Source organism: Haloarcula rubra (assembly GCF_019599465.1).
In the GTDB taxonomy this organism is placed as follows: domain Archaea; phylum Halobacteriota; class Halobacteria; order Halobacteriales; family Haloarculaceae; genus Haloarcula; species Haloarcula rubra.
On record NZ_RKLR01000009.1, the window covers coordinates 110208 to 126202 of the forward strand.

A 15995-nucleotide genomic window follows, 5' to 3' on the forward strand; every position below is an offset into this window, starting at 1 on the left:
ATGAGTGCGTTGATGTTGCTACGGACTCTCGTCCGTCGGTTTTGGGGGCTTATGGGCTGTCGACTCGATGCGTTCCTTGAAGAAGACGAGCTCCTTGTTGGTGTGGTCGTAGAGCTTGGCCTTCCCGTCAAGAACGGTGGTAAAGAGCCGCTTTAGCAACCGGCCCCGGCGGTTATTCGGGAAGTCCATCCAGACGGCGTGTGACATCCGGGTTCCATCCTCGGTCTCTTCGAGCCGAATCGTACCACCTTCGGGGATTCGAACGGTGACAAGTCCACGAAGAACCGGATAGTACGCTGTCCCAGTCCAGACCGCCACGTGTGGATGATCGATGTACTGAAATCGGCCGTGCAAGTCGGCGTACATCCCAGCGACCTCTTCGGCCTGGTGGAACGTCGCACCTTCTTGTGGGCGATTATCGGGTGTGTCGTACTCGAGTCCGTAGTGTTCCTCGGGGTTCGATGCCGTCCAGTGGACGGGGTCTGTTACGTACTCCCAGATTTCCTCGGGCGATGCGTCGATGACGATTTCGGCTTTGTCGGTGACGTACATGGCTTGATACCTCGATTCAGCGTGCGAAGGTGTTGTACAGCCATGCGAATGCGTACATCACGACGAAGCTGATCACCGCTGCTTCGACCATGCCAGCCACCGTCCCGATGACGGTCGGCTCGAAGAACAGGTGCCACTGCTCCATCGCTTCGACTGCGCCCTCGTAGACACCGATCGCTCCGAAGACACCGAGGAGGAGCATCACGATGGCAGAGACGACTGCTGCTGCGCCCGCCAGTGCCTGCGAATCGAGCTGCATCACACTGGTCGTGGATTCCGGTTCGTACGCGTCTTGGTTTGTGGTAGGCGTGCTCATGCCTAGAGATACGCTCGACTCCTTCATTCGGGTTTCTCTTACAATTCCAAAGGGAGAGTCGCTCTATCAACACTGCACGGGACTATGGCGCGAAAAATAGAGGTACTACGCTCATCTCTGCGGAATCTCTCTACGAAAGAACAAGCAACAATCAGCGAACCGAATCAGTGACGCGCATCAACTGTTGAGCGCGAACGCGGTGCTCGAACGGTTGGCCACAGCTAATAGCACGGATTGCCTTTGAATCCAAGAATTATCCCGCGGAACTACCGCCGTTTCTTAAGAACAACTAACAAAACAGATGGCTGTGATGGTATAGATATGCAAGCCGCCCTCGTCAACGGAATTCTTGAGTCGCTACGGATCGGCGTCGGGTTCCTCTGGACAGCGGCTTGGGCGATCATCATGGGGCTCGTCATCACGAGTCTCGTCCAGGTCTACGTCTCCAAAGAGCGGATGGCTCAGGTTCTCGGAGAGGGAAACTTGAGTGGTCTCACGAAGGCAACAGTGTTCGGCGCCGCGAGTAGTGGGTGTAGCTTCGGCGCGGTCGCCATCGGCAAGGGGCTGTTCAAGAAGGGAGCGCATACGGTGAACTTCCTCGCGTTCATGTTCGCCTCGACGAACCTCATCGTCGAACTCGGGCTGATGATCCTGATCCTCCTTGGCTGGGAGTTTCTAGTTGCCGAACTCCTCGGTGGGGTCATCCTTATCGCTGTCATGGCACTCCTCGTCTATCTGACCCTCCCGGAGAATCTCTTTGATGAGGTCCGACAGGAGCTGAATCAGCGCGATCAGGAACATGGCATTACCGAGGATCCGACGTGTGGGATGGAAGGCAAAGACGAGTACTCGATCACGACCGATGGCGGCGAGACGTTGAAGTTCTGTTCGGAGGGGTGCATGGAGACCTACCAGCAGGAGGCCGCTAGCAGCGGCGGCTGGCGCGACGAACTCCTTTCGTGGGGCGGCTGGTACAAGATCGGGAACCAGTACCGCAAGGAGTGGTCGATGATCTGGAAGGACGTCGTTGCGGGCTTTCTCATCTCGGGATTCGTCATCGTGTTCGTCCCGCAGTGGGTGTGGAACACGCTCTTCCTCCGAGGCGATGGGCTGCTCGTGAGTGCCGAGAACGCGATTATGGGGGTAGCGATCGCGGTCATCAGCTTCGTGGGGAGCATGGGGAATGTCCCGTTCGCCGTCGCGCTCTGGGGCGGGGGCATCAGCTTTGCGGGAGTCATCGCGTTCGTCTACGCCGACCTCATCACCATCCCCGTCCTGAACGTTTACCGGAAGTACTACGGCTGGAAGGTCATGCTGTACATCCTCGGCATCTTCTTCGTGACGATGGCGTTCACGGGCTTCCTCATGGAGGAACTGTTCGCGGCGCTTGACATAATCCCGAACCTCGCTGGCGGGCAGACAGCCTCCGAACAGACGTACTTCGAGCTGAACTACACGTTCTATCTAAACATCATCGCGTTCGCCCTCTCTGGGTTCCTTCTCTACGTCTACCGGCGCGGGCTCGGTGCACCCGGGCAGTACCGCGACCCAGTCTGCGGAATGCGAACTGACGATAGCGGGCCGAGTCTCACCCACGACGGCGAAATCTACTACTTCTGCTCGAAGCGGTGCAAACGCTCGTTCGAGAACCATCCCAACGAGTTCGCACAGCATCACCTAGGGGTTGCAGGGGCGGAGTCTTCACAGAGCCATGAGCATCACTGAGCACCGCGTCTCGACTCCGAAGAGCGTGCGCGGCGTCTGGGGTCCTGCGAACCCAATCACAACTGGTACAGCGATGTCTGGCCAATTCACAGGCATGAACGAGTATCAGAGCAACTCGAGGTGGGATGGATGAATCGACGGCGAGCCGATGCAATCGTCGGTCTCATCGTCACTGCCGTCGTTATCATCGGTGGAGCACTCAGCTGGCAAGCGTACCAGCAACAGCAGGCGTTCGAGCAGATGGGATCGATGATGGGGACGTCAATGGGAGCAGTTCACGGCACGAATCCGCTCTGGTACGTCCTCGGAACCATCCTCGTCTCGGTTGTCATCGGCGGAGGATATCTGATGATTCGCGACGACGTCACCAGCACGGAGGCGGTCGATCGGCAAGGGAGTGATGTCTCGAATCAAATCGACCAGGAACGCTCTGAATTCGAATCCGAACCGTCGACCAACACCGCTCAACCAAGTGACGGCATCAATCCGGAAACTCAGCCTCGGGCCCGCGTACTGGACCTGTTGCCGGACGACGAACGCCGCATCCTCGAGCCGGTCCTCTCCTCACCCGGTATCACGCAAATCGAACTCCGGGATCGGTCGGACTTCTCGAAGAGCAAGGTGAGTCAGACGGTCAGTTCCCTCGAGAAGCGCGGGCTGCTGTACCGCGAGCGCCAGGGGCGGACGTATCGTATCTATCCGAGTGACGAGTTGCTGAACCCGGACGGGTAGGGGTAGCGACCCGTCTCACGGGTTCACAGTCGGTTTCTTTGCGACGTAATGGGGGTCGACTTCGACGTATCTCAGTATCGTCTCGCGCTTCCCGACGACCGCGAGCACGTTGAACCCACACTGCTCGAGTTGTCGTCGTTGCTTTGCTGGGCTGGAGAGATAGACCAGTGTCTCGCCGACCTTCACCTCGACAGACGTATACCTGTCCCGGGGGTCCAGCACGCGTTCACGGTCGAGAAGGGGCTGTAGTGCGCTCTTTCCTTCGAAGATCGTCGACGGGAACGCGTTCCACCAGTTGTGAGAGCTGAAGACGAATATCCCACCTGGCTTCAGTACTCGATAGATCTCCTGCAGCGCACGGATCCGGCGCTCCTCGGGGTGGATGTAGTCCAGCCCGTAATATGTGAACAGGACGTAGTCGAAGGTGTTGTCCTGAAAGTGGAGGTCGGTCCCGTCACCGACGGCGAAATCGATCTCGGGGTGAATCGAGGTCGCTTCGCCTATCATCGCCTCGCTGGGATCGACACCGACGACGTCGTACCCCATCTCGAAAAGATGGTGCGTCACTCTCCCGGAGCCACAGCCGAGATCGAGAACGCGGGCATCCGACTCATCGAAGTATCGATCGATCGCCTTCTGCTCCTGTGCGAAGAGTCCGTCTGTCGCTCGGTCGGTGTACTGGTCGATGGCGTTCGACGACGAGAACGTCTCGATGTTCGCTTTCGACGCTGCACTCAGGCCGACCGCCCCGGAATCGAGGGTCGGTTCGGTCTCGACGCGCGCACGGGGTGGCTGGACGACGTAACTCACTGTGAGGCCGACGAGGCCAGATAACGCGACCGTCCCGGTCCAGATCGTCGTCCTCCACGCGATTGCATCGACGAGCGAAACCTCGAGGAAGTAGAAGACGAAGAGTACGGTCGGCACGGCAAATGCAAAGAGCCGGAAGGCGTTGGTCGCGCTGAAGCGAGCCTGTGCCCACACGTAGAGCCCATCTGCCGTGAGCCCCGCGGCGACGATGACGGGGAGAAAGTGGAGTTCGTTCACGAGCAGGCTCACCAGTGCAGCGTGGATACCGAAGAGGAGAGCGAACGAGCCGAACGGGAGCGAGAACCGCTGGACGAGAGCGAGGACGACCAGCATCAGGATTGCGGTCTGGAGCAGGATACTGAGGACGCCGAGTTCTTGGGTCAGGTGGAATGACGGTTGTATCGACGGGATATTGGCTTGGAGATGCGAGGAGTCGGAGATTGCGGCGAGCGGATTGACGAACGGATTGATGACCATCGTCACGAACGACGCGACCGAGAAAAGAGCGCTCGCCAACAGCAACGTCGGAAGGTGCATCCACCAGCGACCACCGTCTGGCTCGGCTCTGGCGTCTCGCCACTGCGACCGGAGCGGCCCGCTCACGATGAGGCCGCCACTGACGAGGAGGAGGAGATGTGGTGGGCTAAACACGGCCCAGACGTCCGCGCCCGCAAGCGAACTCTGGTGCCAGTAGAGATCCATCAGCCCGCCGATTCCGAAGAGAGCGGTTCCGACGAGTGAATAGCGGTACTCGTTCGGGATGCCCCACGTCGTCTCGTTCGTTCCGTCCCAGTTCGAGGCGAACAGGAGGTAGAACATCGTCGCGAAGAGCGGAAATGTGGTGTAGAGTACCGCGTGTTCGGGGGTGAAGAACTGCCAGTGACCGCCAGCGAGATGGCCTCGTCCGTCGAGGTACAGCCCGACGACCCACCAGATCGAGAGGAGGGCCAGTAACGCGTCGAATCTCGCGCCGGGCGACGTCCCGTCTTCCCCACACGAGATGACGATGCGGTCGGCCAAGGCAGACATACCACAACCCACGGCTCTGTCGCGTAAGAGGGTGACGGGAACTCGTCATTCTCGGAGAACTAGTATCGGTCTCGGGCTGTGACGGACACTCGAACCAGCCTCGTAGTTTATCGAACAGTTATGAGCGTGGGAATCGTACTCCCTCCCATGTGTAACCGCCACGTCGCCCATATGATTGCGGACTACGAAGCGGCGAGGCTCGACGAAGACAGGGAGGCGACCGAGGGGTCGAAGTCCCGCGACGCGGAACAGACGGCGAGAGGGCAGCCCGGATTGCTGGCGACGCTCAGAAGCCGCCTCGCTCGATAGTCCCCGACCAGGTCGACCTCACTCGCTGTCTCGAAGGCTGGATTCGGGAATCTAACCGCTCGAATCCGCAGACTTCTGATTTGAAAGAACAACTGCAATCAAGCATTCCAGCGTAACTCGTTGGTATGGGAGCGGATGCCCTCCATCCCGATCGGTTCGACGACAGTGGCGGAGATGAGTCGCGCCACCAGCCGTTACCCACCTCACTCGCACGGATGACGACATCGGGTGTGTACACACTCGTCGCCGGCGTCTTCCTCATGGGACTGTCCTTCCTCACGAATCCCGTCCCCGACCCGTCGTTCCCGTGGGCGACGCTTCCCGAGTCACTCAGAGTCGCCTCCACTCAGCCACGGATCGAACACTGGCCCGTCACCTACACCGTTGGCCTGTGGCTCGTCGTCTTCACGCTTCCGCTGGTGCTGTTACATGCCTACCACCGATACGGATCACGGTTCTCGTTTCAGCCGAGTACGTGGCTCGCAGCCTTGCCCGTGACGGTGATGCTCGCATTCACCACCTACTGCCGGTTCTTCTGGCCCAAACTCCAGCCGCCGACGTGGAACGCCCCCTCATACACGCTCGTCTGCTGGGGCTACTGTTCGACATACGACCCGCTCTGGAGCAACCTAGCATACGCGGTGGCAGCCCTCGGGGCGGGTGCTACGTACCTCGCCTATCGAGAGTCGTCGTACGCGAAACACGCGCTCGCGACGTTCGGGATCCTCGCATTCCCGCTCGGTGTACCTGCCCTCGTCGACGCCTATGGCCGACATAGAACGTAGGATGACCCCGCAAGGGCAAGCAGGATGATGAACTCGACGGGCATCGTACGATGACGTGTAATGTCCCTTGCAGAAACGGTCTCCAAGATCGACCGGCTGAGCGACGAGGAACGCGAGTGCATCGAGATCTGTAACGAGGCAGCAGAGGTCTGTGAGTGGTGTGCCGACGAGTGCCTCGGTGACGAGGAGATGGAAGAATGTGCCCGGCTCTGCCGTGACGTCGCCGATATCGCCTCGCTGCACGCCCGATTCATGGCTCGCGATTCAAACTACAGCCCTCAGCTCGCCGAGGCCTGCGCCGGTGCCTGTGAAGAGTGTGCCGAGGAGTGCGAGCGCCACGACGCCGACCACTGCCAGGTCTGCGCCGAGGTCCTCCGGGAATGCGCCGAGAGCTGTCGGAACATGATGAGCGCCTGATGGCCGTCTGAATAGCACTCGGATCGGCGATCGGTGCGATGCTGATTTTTCGCGATTATACCCAGGGCAGTACAGTCAGGAGGTACCGGAACCCCCTCTCCGAACTGGCGACAGTTAGACGCGGTTAGAGTTCCGGAACTGCTGTAAACAGGAGAACGAACGCGTTCACGGTCAGCAGCGCCAGCACGACCCACTGGAAAATACGCTCAGGTATGTGGTCGAAGATGTAGACGCCGACCCACGCACCGAGGAACACCATCGGAACGGCTATTGCGGCCTCAATCATCAGCGGCGTCGTCACGGCCCCCGTGTACGTGAGGCTCCCGAGACGATACAGCATGAGTGTCCCGAAGAAGGCGGTGAACGTCGCCTTCATCTCTTCACTGCTCCAGAATCCGCTGGCGGACATGAACGCGCCGTAAACGATCATCGGCGGGCCGGGGACGGCGACGGCACCGCCGAAAATCCCCGCGAGGAGACCGGCCATCGCGCCGACGATCTTCCCCGGTCGGTAGTCCCGTGCTTCGATCCAGTCAGTGACGACGTCGAGTTGCTGGGTCGCCCCGACGATGATGACCGCGAGCACGAGAACCGCCCCGATAGCGACGCGCATCTGTGCCTTGTTGAACTGGCTGAACACGTAGATGCCAAGCGGCATCCCGACGACGAGTCCGCCGACTGGAACGATCCACTTGCGCCAGTCGAACGCGTCCCGGACGCTCCACCAGACGCGGGCGTTGCTCACGACTGCCGTCGCGGTGAAAATGATCGAGGCACTCGAAGGCGACCGGAACAGCGGCATCAGACCCATCGACACCTGCGCGAAGCCGAACCCGGCGATCCCGTGAATAACGGACGCGACGAGGATGACGACCGCAGACAGCCCCGTCGTTACCCAGTTAGCTGTCATCGAGACCACCTCGACGTTCGAACAAGCGCGTACATCTCTGCTCGGCCAATACTACGGCCTTCTCCCTTAGGGAAGTTCTCCCTAAGAAGCGTAAGGCCAGTGTCTCACTCATCCTTTGCACCTGCCACTAGAACGCACTACGAGACTGATTTGCAAACCGAACTCGACCGCTCTCGGCTTTCAATCGACTATGTAGCCGATAGCGAACCCATCCGTGGTCTTGTGCGGTCTTTCGAATTTCAACCACAATTTATGAACAGCCAACGGTCGTATCTCCAGTCGCATCACGATGAACCAGGACGAGACATCCGTCGGCGAGTGGCAATCCCTAGACGGTGACCCTGCGCGTGACAGCACAGACGACCCAGACGTCGTCTTCGCGCACGTCAGCGACCTCCACGGACAGCTCACGCCACGCCACCAGGTCTACTACGACAACCCAACGTCGAAACCGAACTTCGAGTTCAGAGACGACGACCGCGTCATCAAGCGCGGTGGCGGGGTTCCCCTGCTCGCGGCCAAACTGGACGAACTCCGCGAGGACGACGAGGTCTGTACCCTGATGAGTGGTGATACGTTCCACGGCTCCGCCGTAACCACCTACACCGACGGGCGGGCAATGCTCGAGCCCATCAACGAGCACGTCGCGCCCGACGTCTATGTCCCCGGGAACTGGGATTACTCGAACGAGGCCGTCGAGGACGGCAACTTCGTGGAACTCATGGATGACCTTGACGCCCCGATCCTCGCGAACAACCTCTACGACTGGGAGACTGACAAGCGGCTGTACGACGCGTACAGCATCCTTGAGGTCGGTGGACTCTCTGTAGGCGTCGTCGGCATGACGAACGTCTACGTCGACCGGATGGCTCCTTCGTTCTGGAAAGGGAAGTACCGCTTCGGGAAGCATCCCGCGCTCCTCGAAGAGTCCGCACAGGCCGCCCGCGATGACGGCGCGGATGTCGTAGTCGCAGTCACCGAAATCGGCCTGCCGTGGATGGTCCAGGCTGCGAAAGACTGTGAGAGCGTGGACGTGATGTTCAGCGCGCACACCCACGAGTATACGTACGAACCTATCGTCGTCGAGGAGACCGAAACCGTGGTCCTCGAATCCGGCATGGGCGAAGCGCTCGGCCGTGTCGACCTCCGAATTCGAGACGAGGAGATACAGTTCAGACACCACCTCTACTGCCTCACCGAGGACGGCGAGTACACGCCGGACCCGGACGCCGATGCACAGGAAACCGTCGAGTCGGTGCGTGCACCGTTCTTCGAAGAAAATCCAGAATTCGAGCGTGGAGCCGGCACGCTCGAACGCCCCCTGGATACGACCGTCGGGCAGACGGACACGCCACTCTATCGGCAGTCGTTCCTCGAAAGTGCCTGGAACACGCTGTTCAATGACGCACTGCAGGCACACTTCGACACCGACCTCGCCGTCTCACACGGGTTCCGGTACGGGACCGCTATCCCACCCGGTGACATCACGCTCGGCGAACTGTACACGTTCTTCCCGATGGCGACGCCCGTTGCCCGCGGCGTCGCGTACGGCCAGCAACTCACGAGCCACATGGAGGAGTTCCTCGAAGACAACTTCACGCCGTACCCCTACGACCAGGAGGACGGCCGCGTCCGAAATTTCTCCTCGAATGTCGAGGTGACCGTCGACCCGACCGCCAAGCGCGGCCGTCGCCTCGTCGAGATGCGTATCGACGACGAGTTGGTCGACCCGGAGGAAACGTACTCGGTGGCGACGTTCCGCCGTCCTGGCGACCCAGAACGTGACCTCGGCAACTGCGGGTTCCCGTTCCAGGACGTTGAGGTCGACGACGGGACGATACCTGTCGACGTCATCGTGGAGTACCTCGAAGAGCACTCACCAGTCGACTACGAGGTGATGGGGCTGGTCGAGACCGCAGACGACGGCGGTCGGGCACAGAACACGCCCGCCGACGGGCCGTATCCGTTCATCCAACCGGGCGTCGACTACCGGGACGGAGAGGCCTACTGCGAGACGTCCATGATTCCCCGTGGGAACGTTTTCCCCGAAGAAGGGCGTAATCGAATGCGTTAGATAGCGACGGTACACGCGACAGATCCAACGAACGGCGAACGGACACTATACAGGTGAGATACGATGGTCAAGAACATTACCGCGGAACAACTCGCGGACAAGATCGACGCCGACGAACAGTTCACGCTCATCGACACGCGTCCCGAAGACAGCTTCGAGGCCTGGCACGTGCGTGACGCGGAGAACGTTCCGTACGACCCTGACGAGGGGTTGAGCGAGGACCAACTGAACGAGGTGAACGCGATGGTGGACGACCGGCCGGTCGTCGCTATCTGCGGGAAGGGTCTGACGTCGACACCGTTCGCGTTCGACCTCGACGAGCACGGCTACGACGACGCCGAGGTCGTCACCGGCGGGATGGAAGAGTGGAGCAAAGTCTACGAGGTCGTCCCCATCGAGACGTCCAGCGACGACCTCGTCATTCGGCAGGTCCAGCGCCGGGCGAAGGGCTGTCTCGGCTACGTCGTCGGCTCGAAAGAGGCGGGAGAAGCCGTCGTAGTCGACGCAACCAGACAGACCGACCAGTTCAAAGTCGCTGCTCAGGACGCCGGGCTCTCCATAACACGCGTGCTCGATACGCATGTCCACGCCGATCACATCTCAGGCAGTCCGGCACTCGCCGACGAGGTCAGCGTACCCTACCACCTCGGCGAAGCAGCCAGTGAGCGCGGTGTCGAGTACGAATACGAACCGCTATCAGATGGAGAAGTCATCGAAGTCGGCGACGTCGAGATCGAGGCGCTCCACACGCCGGGCCACACCTCCGAGATGATGAACTACCTCGTCGACGGCGAACTCCTGTTGACGGGCGATACGCTGTTCGTCGACTCCGTCGGGCGGACGGAACTCCAATTCGGGGAGGACGATGCCTCGCGTGGAGCGGAACTGCTGTACGACTCGCTCCACGAGACGATCCTCGACCTCCCGAACGACACCACGATTCTGCCGGGCCACATCACCGTCACGAGCGACGGGCGCTACGAGAACGGCTCGCCCGGCGACCCCCTCGAGGCCCAGCTTGGCAATCTACGCGAGGAACTCGACTTCCTCGGGCTCGACCGCGAAACGTTCATCGAGCGATTAACCGAGGATGCCCCAGAGAAGCCCCCGAACTACGAGACAGTTATCGCCATCAACACCGGCAAAGAGACCGTCGACGACGAGGGCGAGGCGACAGAACTTGAACTGGGGCCGAACAACTGTGCCGCATAGAGAACAACGGTCGCTCTCGCGCCGCAGGCTCCTCCAACTGACAGGGGCAACCACCCTCGGAGCGTTCGCGGGCTGCGCCGGTCAGCTACCGGACACCGGGAATGACGGTGGTCGTGAGGTAACGCCACGCTCGACCGTCACTGACGAGCCAGATACGTCCGTCAGCCTCACCGCGGCGTCCGGAACCATTCGACCGTCCCCCGAGACGTCGACGGCCAACTGGACGTACAACGAGCAATTCCCGGGACCGGAGCTGCGCGTTCAGGAGGGTGACGTGCTCAGTGTCGAACTGACCAACGACCTCCGAGAGGAGACCACGATTCACTGGCACGGTATTCCGGTTCCGAATCCGGTCGATGGCGTGCCGAACGTGACCCAAGACCCGATCGCGTCCGGTGAGACGTTCACCTACACGTTCCGTGCTGAACCCGCCGGGACGTACTTCTATCACAGCCACGTCGGTCTCCAGCTCGACCGTGGGCTGCTCGGTCCACTAATCGTCGAAGAACCCAACCCGCACGTCGAGTACGACCGCGAGTACGTCGTCGTCGTCGACGATTACCTCCCCGGAGAGCCACGCCTCCCGTCGGACGGAGGGATGGGTGGCGGTGGTGGAATGGGTGGGGGAGGCGGGATGATGGGCGACGTTCGGCCGCCATACGAGGGACACCTGATCAACGGTCGACTGCCCGATGACCCTCAGACGTTCGACGTAACTGAGGGCCAGCGGGTTCGCTTCCGGTTCGTGAATGCTTCCAGTGCGACGGTCTTTGGGGTGCGGATCGCCGGCCACGAGATGACGGTGACCCATGCCGATGGCCAACCCGTCGAACCCGTCGACGCAGACTCGTTCGTCTTCGGTGCCGGCGAGCGGTACGACGCCGTCGTCGAAGCGACGAATCCGGGGAAATGGTTCGTTCAGGCGGACGCACTCGACGGGAACGAACCACCAGCTAGAGCCGTCGTCGAGTACGGGTCTGCAGGTGATTCGGGCACCCCACAGCCTCCATCGTCTTCGAGTAACCGATTGCAGTACGGCGACCTACGAGCGGTCTCCGCACTCGACGGTGTGAGCGGGCGTCCCGACCGGACGTTCGATCTGACGCTGTCTCGCGGCAGGGATGAGTACGTGTGGACGATTGACGGACAGGCGTATCCGGACGCCGACCCGCTCCAGATTCGGCCCGGAGAACACGTCCGGATTCGGATGACCAATCAGAGCCCGGTCGTTCACCCGATGCACCTTCACGGCCACTTCTTTCAGGTTGGCAACGCGATCAAAGACACAGTTATCGTCCCCGGACATCGGGGACAGGTAACACTAGATTTCCACGCAGACAATCCCGGCCGGTGGCTGTTCCACTGTCATAATCTGTACCATCTTGATGCGGGCATGGCACGCGTCATTAAATACGTCGAGTGACCGGGTCTCGACGTTCGCTCCCCTTCTCCGCATGGCCGTATAGAGTGAGTTTAGGAGGTGAATAGTATTCCTTTCGACGCGTGTACCACAAACCGTATATGCTATTTCGTAGACTCGGTGCGAAGCTTCCGATAGTTCTCGCGGCGATAGCGGTACTGCTCGTTCTAACGAGTGGTGTCGCCCTCGCCGCTCCCGGTCACGATGATGGGTCGACAGCGACGGACGACGGTCATCAGGACGGTTCCGGTTTGGCGTGGACGGTCAGCATCGCGGGGTTATTCGTAGCAATCACGGCCGTCCCTGCTGCCCCGACGTACTGGTTTGGGAAACAGCGTGACCGCGTCTCCGACCTGGAGAGTATCCATTTCCTCGCAGTGGGGTTGATACTATTCAGTGCGGCCGTCCACCTGTATCTCTACTTCCAGCACGGCGAACTGCTGATGTTATTAGCTGGTGCGGGCTTCCTCGGAGCAGTTGTACTGTTCTTCCTCGGATTCAGTCGTCGGATACTCTACCTCGTCGGGGTCGCCTTCGTCGCGGTACAGCTCGTCCTCTGGGCAGTCAGCGGTATGCCTCATCTCCAGAGTTACGGCCTCCTCGATAAAATCGCACAGGTCCTGCTCCTCGGTGTGCTCGGCTACCTCCTCTGGGGAGAGCAGTTGGCGAACTCAGTATAACACACTGGCCGATACTCCGGGCCACTCGCGTCTGGAGTTTACTTATGAGCCAGCCGCTTTCCGACTGCGAGCGGTTGGACTGGTGTCACGGTGTTCCAGCATTCGCCGAGGCCGTGACGACGGGGTACCGAACTAAACTACAATTCTCTTTGTGGATTGTTCTGTGGGTAAGTTCCAATAACGGCGATCAGTATCCACTGAATACCGTGTAGATGCTTGGAAGCGGATTATATTTAAATTACCTGACCCCAGCACTTACTGTGTACGGAACCGAGTGACCCCATATGATAGATGTATTCGCCATGTCGTCGAACCAAGTTCTTCGATTAGATGACGAAGAAACCCAACCCGTACTAACCGCCCTCTCCTCCGAATCGGCTCGACAGATACTGTCAGTCCTTAACGACCAACCAGCAACGGTTTCAGAACTAGCTGATCATACCGGACTAACCCCTCAAAACGTGTCCTACCATCTCAACAAACTCACCGACGCAGAACTTGTCATCGAAAACGGATCACGAGGGTCTGGTGCGAACGAAGCGACTGTCTACACCGCCGAAAAGAATATTGTTCTCTCGACAGATGACGGTGTCGGCCAGCGCACCCCATTCTTGGGTGTACTGTGTCTCACGATCGTGGCGCTCTTGATTGTCGCTTGTTTCCACTCGTTTACAAATCTTCCAGTGGAGCTTGCTTCGATGGTGATTGGGGAACTGAATCTTCCCGAGATACTATTCTAGAACATCGTTCCACCAACCAGTCAGTGGTTAGTCTATTCTGTAACCACAACCGTCAGCAGACCAAATGGCACGTTGGTTATAGTAGTCGGCATTCTCGCACCGCACGTGAACAATACAGTTACCCAATTCAGGACTGACCGTCTAGTCTAGGTAGCCAAGTTGTCGAAGGTGCTCGTCAACGTCTCTCGCTTCCTTTTGATTGGGCGGCTTCAACGTCGATTCAAACGTCTCTTCGTCAGTGGCTGTCGTCTCGGCCCACGGTACCCGCCGAACCTCTGGAACAGGCACTGCATAGCGGTGCATATACATGCCCCATTCACCGTAGGCATTGCCGTGATCGGCGCTCAGAGCCACCTTCTCGGCGTCTAAATTCTTCAATAGTATTTCGACTTCGTCCAGCACCCAGCGAAGATTATCGAGATATGCATCCCAGACTTTCTCGTAGTCACCGCCGCTCTTGAGATACTCGAACGGTTCAATTTCCCACGGTTCGAGCGTCTCTCGCCCCTCCGCTATCGCTCGCGCGGTGAACGGGTGATGTGGCTGTTCGTAGTGGACGACCAACCGGCGCGGATTTCGTTCTCGACCGACGCTAATTGCTCGGTCCGTCACTGGTCGTGGGAGAGTCAACCCGACCGGAGGTGGATCGGCGTATCTCCAGGGCTGGTCGATATATTCGAAGTCCTCGTGGCTGACCGTCTGCCAATCGGTCCACGAAATACCGCGACCGTCTTCGGGAAATTCTCGATTCCAGAGGACGCGCTCGGTGAACGCGTTCGCGGAAACGAGAGCCGTCTGTTCGATATCCGAACGGTATCGTTCGGTGAACGTCTGGGCGATCCACTCAGCAGACGCCGACCCCACCGACCAGATGGTATCGATGTCTCCTATGAAATCATACTCCGGGGCCACCTCCCGGAGCGCATCCACTCGACACGTATCGAGTATGACGAGCGCGTCCCAGTCTCGTTCATAGACGTTGGTCCCGATAGGATATCGGGACAGGACAGACATTGCTGCGCCCACGTACTGGTAATATGCACGCTTGAGTAGGGATGTCACAGGACTAGCTCTCACAGACTAGCAGTATCGTTATTCACTTCGTGTGTCCTTCTGAAAGGCACTAACGCCGAGATTTTTTCCACCAAACCACATTCGAATTAGTAAAACCGTGTCAGATGGCCTAAAAAGAGATTGGTAGTAATTAGCGCCTCTACGTGGAGTTTGGTTTCGCAGACGTAGATAGTCAGTCGTTCCTGAACGCCTTTCACGCTGTCATTCCGCTGGAAGAGTTTCGTCGTGCCACTACCGCTGGCTCTGAACCGTTCCACGACATTGACCGATGGCTACGATTGCCTGACGAATTTAGCTGGGATGGACGGTCTTGTTCCTGAGAAACGATTAGATGGCGCTATACACGTTCTTGGACGTTCTCCTGCGTGGGTTCACACCCATCGCGATAACCCTCGAGCGGTCCTACGACTAACTGAGGCGAAAGACAATGACCAACTACACCATCGGTCGCTGGCTGCTTGTGGCGCTTGCGATTGTCGGACTCGCGTTCGCCGCCCCCGTGGTCAGCGCACATGACAACGACACGACCGCAGACGACGCGCCCACTGACAACGCTACCGCTGATGACTGGGCGGCCTGGATGGAAGGCCACATGACCGAGCACATGGGCCCCGGTGCCACCGAGTGGATGGAATCGCACATGGGTGTGACCGTCGACGAGATGGCCCAGGACATGGCTGACGACGACTACAACGGCGGAATGTACGGGCAGGGCCACTGCTGATAGACCCTGACCGTTTCGATCGCTTCGACCGAACACCGCGACTACCCAATACACGACAATGACGCAACTCACCACTAACCTCGGACGCACTGCTCGTCGACTAACCATATTCGCCGTCCCGCTGCTAGTCGCAACGACTGGAACGGCTGCCGCAATGGGCGGAGGCTACGGCGGCGGTATGACGGGTGGCGGCTGGGGCGGTATGGGCGGACTCGGCGGCTTCGGGATGCTCGGCGGCGGGATGTTCCTCTGGCCGCTCCTCCTGATCGGACTCATCCTGCTCTTCGTGTACGGGACTAACCGCGAGGAACCGTCCTCTGGGCAGGATACTGCACTCGCCGAACTCCGCGAGCGATACGCACGGGGTGAACTCTCGGACGAAGAGTACGAGTCCCGACGACGCTCGCTCACACAGTGAGTCCGTCCACCCCCCACGTGCTGTTCCGTGTCTTCCACGCGGATTCGTCTCGCCGGCGTGCATTCGCG

General features: G+C 59.6%; 17 protein-coding genes. 12 read left to right on the top strand and 5 right to left on the bottom strand.

Annotated elements, in window-relative coordinates; all coding sequences use genetic code 11:
- Nucleotides 1-18 precede the first annotated feature (18 nt).
- Together EGH21_RS18290 and EGH21_RS24170 are read right to left on the bottom strand one after the other, a co-directional pair.
- Entirely contained in the window at nucleotides 19-552 is a 534-nt protein-coding gene (locus tag EGH21_RS18290; protein ID WP_220619863.1) for an SRPBCC family protein, read from the bottom strand.
- Between the two features lie 16 nt (nucleotides 553-568).
- Nucleotides 569-868 carry a hypothetical protein gene (locus EGH21_RS24170; protein ID WP_236035657.1) on the bottom strand — a complete coding sequence of 100 codons (300 nt, stop codon included), beginning with the start codon at nucleotides 866-868 and terminating at the stop codon, nucleotides 569-571.
- A gap of 321 nt (nucleotides 869-1189) precedes the next feature.
- Between EGH21_RS24170 and EGH21_RS18300 the strand changes: the two genes are divergently transcribed.
- Nucleotides 1190-2593, top strand: a complete 1404-nt coding sequence (locus EGH21_RS18300) for a permease (RefSeq protein ID WP_220619864.1) — start codon at nucleotides 1190-1192, stop codon at nucleotides 2591-2593.
- Nucleotides 2594-2722: 129 nt separating this feature from the next.
- Nucleotides 2723-3325, top strand: a complete 603-nt coding sequence (locus EGH21_RS18305; RefSeq protein ID WP_220619865.1) for a helix-turn-helix transcriptional regulator — start codon at nucleotides 2723-2725, stop codon at nucleotides 3323-3325.
- Between the two features lie 15 nt (nucleotides 3326-3340).
- On the opposite strand, the gene EGH21_RS18310 is transcribed toward EGH21_RS18305, so the two are convergent.
- A complete protein-coding gene (locus EGH21_RS18310) occupies nucleotides 3341-5164 on the bottom strand; it encodes a class I SAM-dependent methyltransferase (RefSeq protein WP_220619866.1) in 1824 nt (607 codons plus the stop codon).
- 147 nt (nucleotides 5165-5311) lie between these two features.
- Between EGH21_RS18310 and EGH21_RS18315 the strand changes: the two genes are divergently transcribed.
- The 3 genes from EGH21_RS18315 to EGH21_RS18325 all read left to right on the top strand — a co-directional run bounded on the left by EGH21_RS18315 (nucleotide 5312) and on the right by EGH21_RS18325 (nucleotide 6675).
- Nucleotides 5312-5473, top strand: coding sequence for a hypothetical protein (locus EGH21_RS18315; RefSeq protein ID WP_220619867.1), 162 nt, complete (start codon nucleotides 5312-5314; stop codon nucleotides 5471-5473).
- Nucleotides 5474-5688: 215 nt separating this feature from the next.
- Nucleotides 5689-6258, top strand: coding sequence for a hypothetical protein (locus tag EGH21_RS18320; RefSeq protein ID WP_220619868.1), 570 nt, complete (start codon nucleotides 5689-5691; stop codon nucleotides 6256-6258).
- Between the two features lie 60 nt (nucleotides 6259-6318).
- Entirely contained in the window at nucleotides 6319-6675 is a 357-nt protein-coding gene (locus tag EGH21_RS18325) for a four-helix bundle copper-binding protein (RefSeq protein ID WP_220619869.1), read from the top strand.
- A gap of 124 nt (nucleotides 6676-6799) precedes the next feature.
- Here the strand turns inward: EGH21_RS18325 and EGH21_RS18330 are convergent, their stop codons facing one another.
- Nucleotides 6800-7585, bottom strand: coding sequence for a sulfite exporter TauE/SafE family protein (locus EGH21_RS18330; RefSeq protein ID WP_220619870.1), 786 nt, complete (start codon nucleotides 7583-7585; stop codon nucleotides 6800-6802).
- A 289-nt stretch (nucleotides 7586-7874) separates the two neighbouring features.
- Between EGH21_RS18330 and EGH21_RS18335 the strand changes: the two genes are divergently transcribed.
- From EGH21_RS18335 to EGH21_RS18355, 5 genes are all read left to right on the top strand, one after another.
- Nucleotides 7875-9659 carry a bifunctional metallophosphatase/5'-nucleotidase gene (locus EGH21_RS18335; protein ID WP_220619871.1) on the top strand — a complete coding sequence of 595 codons (1785 nt, stop codon included), beginning with the start codon at nucleotides 7875-7877 and terminating at the stop codon, nucleotides 9657-9659.
- Between the two features lie 63 nt (nucleotides 9660-9722).
- Entirely contained in the window at nucleotides 9723-10871 is a 1149-nt protein-coding gene (locus tag EGH21_RS18340) for an MBL fold metallo-hydrolase (RefSeq protein WP_220619872.1), read from the top strand.
- Nucleotides 10861-12294: a multicopper oxidase family protein gene (locus EGH21_RS18345; protein WP_220619873.1), complete on the top strand. Its 1434-nt coding sequence runs from the start codon at nucleotides 10861-10863 to the stop codon at nucleotides 12292-12294. The genes EGH21_RS18340 and EGH21_RS18345 overlap by 11 nt, the downstream gene beginning before the upstream one ends.
- A gap of 80 nt (nucleotides 12295-12374) precedes the next feature.
- Nucleotides 12375-12971, top strand: a complete 597-nt coding sequence (locus EGH21_RS18350; RefSeq protein ID WP_220619874.1) for a DUF7475 family protein — start codon at nucleotides 12375-12377, stop codon at nucleotides 12969-12971.
- A gap of 284 nt (nucleotides 12972-13255) precedes the next feature.
- Nucleotides 13256-13711, top strand: a complete 456-nt coding sequence (locus EGH21_RS18355) for an ArsR/SmtB family transcription factor (RefSeq protein ID WP_220619875.1) — start codon at nucleotides 13256-13258, stop codon at nucleotides 13709-13711.
- 141 nt (nucleotides 13712-13852) lie between these two features.
- Here EGH21_RS18355 and EGH21_RS18360 read toward each other — a convergent pair whose 3' ends face one another.
- Nucleotides 13853-14773: an alkaline phosphatase family protein gene (locus EGH21_RS18360; protein WP_220619876.1), complete on the bottom strand. Its 921-nt coding sequence runs from the start codon at nucleotides 14771-14773 to the stop codon at nucleotides 13853-13855.
- 439 nt (nucleotides 14774-15212) lie between these two features.
- Here EGH21_RS18360 and EGH21_RS18365 point away from each other — a divergent pair, with 439 nt between their 5' ends.
- Nucleotides 15213-15509, top strand: coding sequence for a hypothetical protein (locus EGH21_RS18365; protein WP_220582725.1), 297 nt, complete (start codon nucleotides 15213-15215; stop codon nucleotides 15507-15509).
- Nucleotides 15510-15687: 178 nt separating this feature from the next.
- Entirely contained in the window at nucleotides 15688-15927 is a 240-nt protein-coding gene (locus EGH21_RS18370; RefSeq protein WP_236035659.1) for an SHOCT domain-containing protein, read from the top strand.
- Nucleotides 15928-15995 lie beyond the last annotated feature (68 nt).

Bases quoted from the DNA above. Each gene is read 5' to 3' on its own strand.
- EGH21_RS18290 (WP_220619863.1), bottom strand. From the start codon at position 552: ATGTACGTCACCGACAAAGCCGAAATCGTCATCGACGCATCGCCCGAG.
- EGH21_RS24170 (WP_236035657.1), bottom strand. From the start codon at position 868: ATGAGCACGCCTACCACAAACCAAGACGCGTACGAACCGGAATCCACG.
- EGH21_RS18300 (WP_220619864.1), top strand. From the start codon at position 1,190: ATGCAAGCCGCCCTCGTCAACGGAATTCTTGAGTCGCTACGGATCGGC.
- EGH21_RS18305 (WP_220619865.1), top strand. From the start codon at position 2,723: ATGAATCGACGGCGAGCCGATGCAATCGTCGGTCTCATCGTCACTGCC.
- EGH21_RS18310 (WP_220619866.1), bottom strand. From the start codon at position 5,164: ATGTCTGCCTTGGCCGACCGCATCGTCATCTCGTGTGGGGAAGACGGG.
- EGH21_RS18315 (WP_220619867.1), top strand. From the start codon at position 5,312: ATGTGTAACCGCCACGTCGCCCATATGATTGCGGACTACGAAGCGGCG.
- EGH21_RS18320 (WP_220619868.1), top strand. From the start codon at position 5,689: ATGACGACATCGGGTGTGTACACACTCGTCGCCGGCGTCTTCCTCATG.
- EGH21_RS18325 (WP_220619869.1), top strand. From the start codon at position 6,319: ATGTCCCTTGCAGAAACGGTCTCCAAGATCGACCGGCTGAGCGACGAG.
- EGH21_RS18330 (WP_220619870.1), bottom strand. From the start codon at position 7,585: ATGACAGCTAACTGGGTAACGACGGGGCTGTCTGCGGTCGTCATCCTC.
- EGH21_RS18335 (WP_220619871.1), top strand. From the start codon at position 7,875: ATGAACCAGGACGAGACATCCGTCGGCGAGTGGCAATCCCTAGACGGT.
- EGH21_RS18340 (WP_220619872.1), top strand. From the start codon at position 9,723: ATGGTCAAGAACATTACCGCGGAACAACTCGCGGACAAGATCGACGCC.
- EGH21_RS18355 (WP_220619875.1), top strand. From the start codon at position 13,256: ATGATAGATGTATTCGCCATGTCGTCGAACCAAGTTCTTCGATTAGAT.
- EGH21_RS18365 (WP_220582725.1), top strand. From the start codon at position 15,213: ATGACCAACTACACCATCGGTCGCTGGCTGCTTGTGGCGCTTGCGATT.
- EGH21_RS18370 (WP_236035659.1), top strand. From the start codon at position 15,688: ATGACGGGTGGCGGCTGGGGCGGTATGGGCGGACTCGGCGGCTTCGGG.